Below are 5,240 nucleotides of genomic sequence, written 5' to 3'. Positions count from 1 at the left end.
GTAGAAGGAAAACTATAGGAGTACTGTTTGATAGTATTGATGAGTGGTACCAGAACTCAATATGTAAGGGAATAAAAAAACAAGCTATTCAAGACTTTATCTGAAAAAAATATCAAAAAATCGTTTCACTTCGTGGACAATTGCCCTGGTGAAGATAAGTGTTTTATTAGACTATACTCTTTGGGCGGTGCAATTAAAGAAGTATAAGAATTATAAAAACCCTCGACTAATTAATTAGTCGAGGGTTTTATTTCTGTACTACTAAGTAATTCTTTATAAAGAAGGTAACTTCTTATTATGGATTGGAGTTCACCATTGTCTTCCAGAGTCACCTGCCATAGAATTAACGGTTCCACTCGGATAAAGAACATTATAATGATCCATTACAGGGCTCGGATTAGCGCTTGTAGGAAGACTAAATACCATTTCGAATTTAAACTCTGTACCTGCTGTATATCCTATAATTTCTTGATTACCGGTCTTAGAATCAAACGCCGGGGTTCCGAAAACCTCTTTCACTTTAGCTAAGGATAGGTCCTTAAGCTGGGTATCGAAAGAGCGTACTTCAAATACTTGGTCTCCCTTGTTGATACCAAAGACAATATTATGTTTTGTATAAGTTGCATAGCTGCCCTTAGCGGATGCTACGTAAACAGTTTTATCTGCCTTTCCCCAGGCTTTAATAATAGTTCCGATAGTCGCTGTTTTGGCAGGAAAGTCACAATTAATAATTTTTCCCTGTTTTGCAAGCTGCATCATATTCAAAAGCATAACTGTTTTTGAGTCCGTGCTTTGAACTATCTGAACTACTTTAAGAGGATGAGTTTTCAATATTTCTTCTACTTCTTGATACCCAGTCGGGTATGCGAAGTTGTAACGTGCTGGCAGCGCAAAAACATAATAGTTATTTCTACCAAGTTCACTAGGCCCAAAGGGTGCAGCACCTATATGAAACTTGTCTTGCCTAAGTAAGTTCCATTGATCAAGAGTAAACACCATAATAGGAATATCCTGGCGTGGTTTTTTAGAATTCCATTGGGGATGTCTAATAGAAATCATAGGGCCTGTTTTAGTAACTTTTCCAGATGCTGCATCATTACCTTCCCAAATTCCAGTGATTATCGAGAAACCTTGCCAACTTTTTGGTAATGTAAAGTTAAAACCATATTGAGTATTCTTGTATGAAATTGTGCTTGAGTTAGTAGTTGTTGAAGATGAAGAAGTACTAGGGTTGGTATCATTATCAGGCTGACCTTTTGTTGTAGATGCTGCCTGATTTTTAGTGCTGCTTTTAGGAATAAGTGGGCTGTTTATGCTGGAACATCCTACAAGAAGTATCAATGACAGAGCTACAATAGCCCATTTTTTTGTTGTTTTTTTACATGTTGATATCATAATAATCCTCCTTGTATTAAACTTACCGACAAAGCCAATCGTTCCTGGAGCCCAATAAGGCTCAGAAAGCATTTGCAAAAGACTGATAATCGTCTGCCCATATTTTTTTTGTTCTTCCGGTTTTAAGGTGCCTAAAGCTTCTGCATCACAGGCCATTTCGCAATCCAGTTTCATTTGGCTTAATGCATACCAAGTAAGTGGGTTAAACCAATAAATAACCTGGATTGTAAGTACCATGGCATTAACCAGCAGATCACGTCGTTTTAAATGGCTTAGCTCATGCAAGAAAATGTAGCGCAGTTCACCTGACGATAACTTTTTAATTATCTCGGGAGAAATAATAATTTTGGGATGAAATATTCCCAAAAGTCCGGGTGATTTAAGTGAATCACCATACACTACAGAAACGTTGGAATTCAATTTCAAAATAGTTTTACATTCATGAACAATTCTCAAGATATCATCTGAGACGCAGACTGTTAGTTTCCTATTCTTAAATAGAAGCATCAAATTCACAAAAAGAATGTAGAGGAAAATTACAGTAACTCCAATTAACCAAACAAGGGCTGAGGTTTGCCAGTTAAACCATGACATTGCAAATGGAACTGCAGAATTCCTAACACTTTCATTACTGGACGGTGCTTCATTAGCAATATTTACAGTGTTTTTGTTTGGTTGAATTATTGCTACTGAGGTTTTCCATTTAATACTTGGCATTGATATTTGTGTTAATTCGCTTACCTGTTGATTATACGGGATGTAATTAAATACGTTCAATGGAGTTGACGGAATAAAAGGGATCGTAAGCCTTATAAAAAGTATAACCCAGATGTAATATTGCCAATTAGCACTAAGTTTTCGCCTGAGCAGTATTTTAATTAGTAACAAACCAATAACTACAATACTGGCCGACAGCGATAAAGAGACAACATATCGAAACATTTCAGTTAAATACATTTGCAGTCACACCCTCCATTATTTCATCTTTTCATCTAATAGAGATTTTAATTCTTCGATTTCTTTGGGTGATAAGGTCTCATTATTCACAAAGTTAGCGATAAGGACCTTAAGGGAACCACCATATACCTTTTGTAGAAACGTTTTGGTTTCTTTTCGTATGCAGTCCTCTTTTGATACCAAAGAATAGTATTCATTTAAAGTGGTATCTTTTTTTACTCCAAGAACCCCTTTCTTGACCAAACGACTGATTAAGGTCTGGACTGTTTTGGGACTCCATTCGGTTTGCTGTTTTAAATGTTTAATAATTGAAGATGCTGTTAACGGTGATTCTTGCCAAATTACTTTCATCACTAACCATTCTGCATCTGAAATTTTAAATGTGAAATTATCCATGAATAAACGCATCTCCTTACACTTGTAGTCTAACTACAGCTTACAAGTGTAAGGAGATGCTGTCAAGTGGTAAATTTTATTAGTTAAGCAGAATATGATAAATAATTTATAATATAAAGCTTTTAGTGTATAATTCATATTAGGTATTATATTATTAAACTTTAGAAAAAGAAATGGAGAGGATTAGATTTGAAAGGTAGATGCTATTATTGCAATGAGGAATTATCAGAAAGAACTGTTAAAAGGCATGTTAAAGGTTGTAAAGTTAGAAAAGAAAAGATAGAAGAAGCTAAGGCTAATTCTAAAAAAACTAAGAGTCAATATATTTTGTCTATAGTTCCACAGTATGGATCAAAAGAGTATTGTTTATATATAGCTATAGATATAGATTTAATTTTAGCTGATTTGGATACTTTTTTAAGAAATATTTGGCTAGAATGCTGTGGACACTTAAGTAGTTTCATTATAGATGGCGTAAACTATGATTCTTCAGTGGAAGATGAATTTGAATTTTTTTCTCAAACGGAAACAATGGATTTCAAATTAAGACAGGTAATTTCTGTAGGTGATAAATTTACATATGACTATGATTTTGGTTCTACAACTGCATTAAAACTTGAGGTTATAGATGAATATGTGGCAGGGGATAGTCATAGTCAAATAGAAATATTAGCTAGAAATGAAGAAATACAAAATTTTTGTGCGAGTTGTAATGAAAAGGCAAATTATTTTGATTATGAAGTAGAAAAATTTTTTTGTGAAGAATGTATAGATGAAGACTCTGATATGGTAGATAAATTTGAATATACAAATTCACCTCGAGATGGAGTTTGTGGATATGTAGGAAATAGAGAAACAGAAAAACAGTATTTACCAGGAAATAATTTCAAGTTTAAGAAAACTAAGAGACAAAAGGATATAATCCCGTTTATAGAGGATGATGAATTTGGTATAGATGATTATGAAGGGGATTTTGCATCTCTTTTGGATAGCGCAATGGATGATATGAATTTAGAAATCGAAAATAAAGCAAAAAAATTATTAAATAGAGTAAAAAGAGGAAAGTTTACACAGGATTTAAGAGAATTATTTGAATGTAATACAAAAACTGAATTATTACAAATAACATCTGTGCTAAATATTACGAAGGTATCTAAGTTTAATAAAGGACAATTAGTAGAAAGGCTTTTAGAGGTTTATGAAGAGAAAATTACTGAAGCACTATATTTAATTGATAATGAAAGATATGAATTTTTAAAATGCATTGCTGAAAACAATGGGTATTTGTCCTCTGAAGATCATAATTTTACATCAAATCCAGAATATTATTTAGACTGTGGTTTTGTATTTACAGCTATGAGAGAAGATGGTGTATATTTAATCATGCCAAATGAAACAATAAATGCTATAAAATCTTTAGATAATGATGAGTATAGAAAAATATTAGCTAAAAATACAGAACTAGTAAAGTTGTTTTGGGGAATGACCTATAATTATGGCGCGTTTTTCATGAAGGATTTTACAGAAATGATTCATAATTATGTTGACTATTCTTTAGATGAAACTGATATTTACGGAATAATTGTGAGTGGTGCAGATTATTATGGTGAGTATATAGTACAAGGGAGTATAGCTAGTAGTTTAATGGCTCCGCTAGAAGATGTCATCAATATTATTAATACAAGAGATAATATATCAAGTGATATGGATTTCTGTATTATAAAAAAGGATGAGTTACTCGAAGCTGCCAATGCGGAGTATTTAGTTGAAAATAAAATAAGCATGAGATTAAAAAAGTATTTAATGAACAATTGGGAAATAGAAGATACACAGATTGAAATGATTATAATTAATTTATATGATGATATTCAAGAAAATGAAAGAGAAGAGGTAATAGAGAACATAATAGATTCATTGGAAGATGTAAGTGAAAAGGACCTTCAAGATTTTTTAGTAGAAATCAATAGTTTTATAAATAATACTAGACTTTGGAAATTAAAAGGATATACTTTAAACGAATTAAATTCAGAACATAATAATACTACTATTACTAAAATAGGAAGAAATGATCCTTGTATATGCGGAAGTGGTAAAAAATATAAAAAATGTTGTGGATCTAAGGTTATTCACTTATTTTAATTATCGTTTATTAATAAAATTGTGATTACCTGGGAATAATTCATCATGAAAATAGAGCTTATTTCAAAATGAAATATTGATAATGATCAAATAGTAAAAAAGATATAAAAAATTTTCACTATGAAAGTTAAGCTCATATATACGGCAAAAAAGTAGCTAGTAAAACTTATAGTTTTTACTAGCTACTTTTTTTGCGTAAAATGGATTTCTTTTTCTTAGCAAGTCCAGCGGCGAATTATGTTAATGGTACTACTATAACAGTAGATGGCGGTTATTTAATGAGATAGTATTATAAAGTAAATAATAATCTGAGCAACAGATATTGACCACTTTCATTACCAATATTTGAAAGG

The 5,240-nt window shown here is 31.9% G+C and carries 3 protein-coding genes; 1 reads left to right on the top strand and 2 read right to left on the bottom strand.

Annotated features, from left to right (window positions below):
- Positions 1-309: 309 nt before the first annotated feature.
- Entirely contained in the window at positions 310-2,337 is a 2,028-nt protein-coding gene (locus JJE11_RS14220; RefSeq protein WP_291636769.1) for a M56 family metallopeptidase, read from the bottom strand.
- A 33-nt stretch (positions 2,338-2,370) separates the two neighbouring features.
- Complete coding sequence (locus tag JJE11_RS14215; RefSeq protein WP_291636766.1) at positions 2,371-2,748, bottom strand: BlaI/MecI/CopY family transcriptional regulator; 378 nt, start codon at positions 2,746-2,748, stop codon at positions 2,371-2,373.
- 189 nt (positions 2,749-2,937) lie between these two features.
- Between JJE11_RS14215 and JJE11_RS14210 the strand changes: the two genes are divergently transcribed.
- A complete protein-coding gene (locus tag JJE11_RS14210; protein WP_291636763.1) occupies positions 2,938-4,887 on the top strand; it encodes an SEC-C metal-binding domain-containing protein in 1,950 nt (649 codons plus the stop codon).
- The last annotated feature ends 353 nt before the right edge of the window (positions 4,888-5,240 follow it).

The sequence above is a fragment of the Clostridium sp. genome (genome assembly GCF_016650095.1).
Classification (GTDB): domain Bacteria; phylum Bacillota; class Clostridia; order Clostridiales; family Clostridiaceae; genus Clostridium_AD.
The sequence above is the reverse complement of the archived record's forward strand: the minus strand, read 5'-3'. Positions and strand labels throughout refer to the sequence as shown.

Excerpts from the sequence above, each read along its gene's own strand:
- JJE11_RS14220 (WP_291636769.1), bottom strand. The coding sequence starts at position 2,337 with ATGTTTCGATATGTTGTCTCTTTATCGCTGTCGGCCAGTATTGTAGTT.
- JJE11_RS14215 (WP_291636766.1), bottom strand. The coding sequence starts at position 2,748 with ATGGATAATTTCACATTTAAAATTTCAGATGCAGAATGGTTAGTGATG.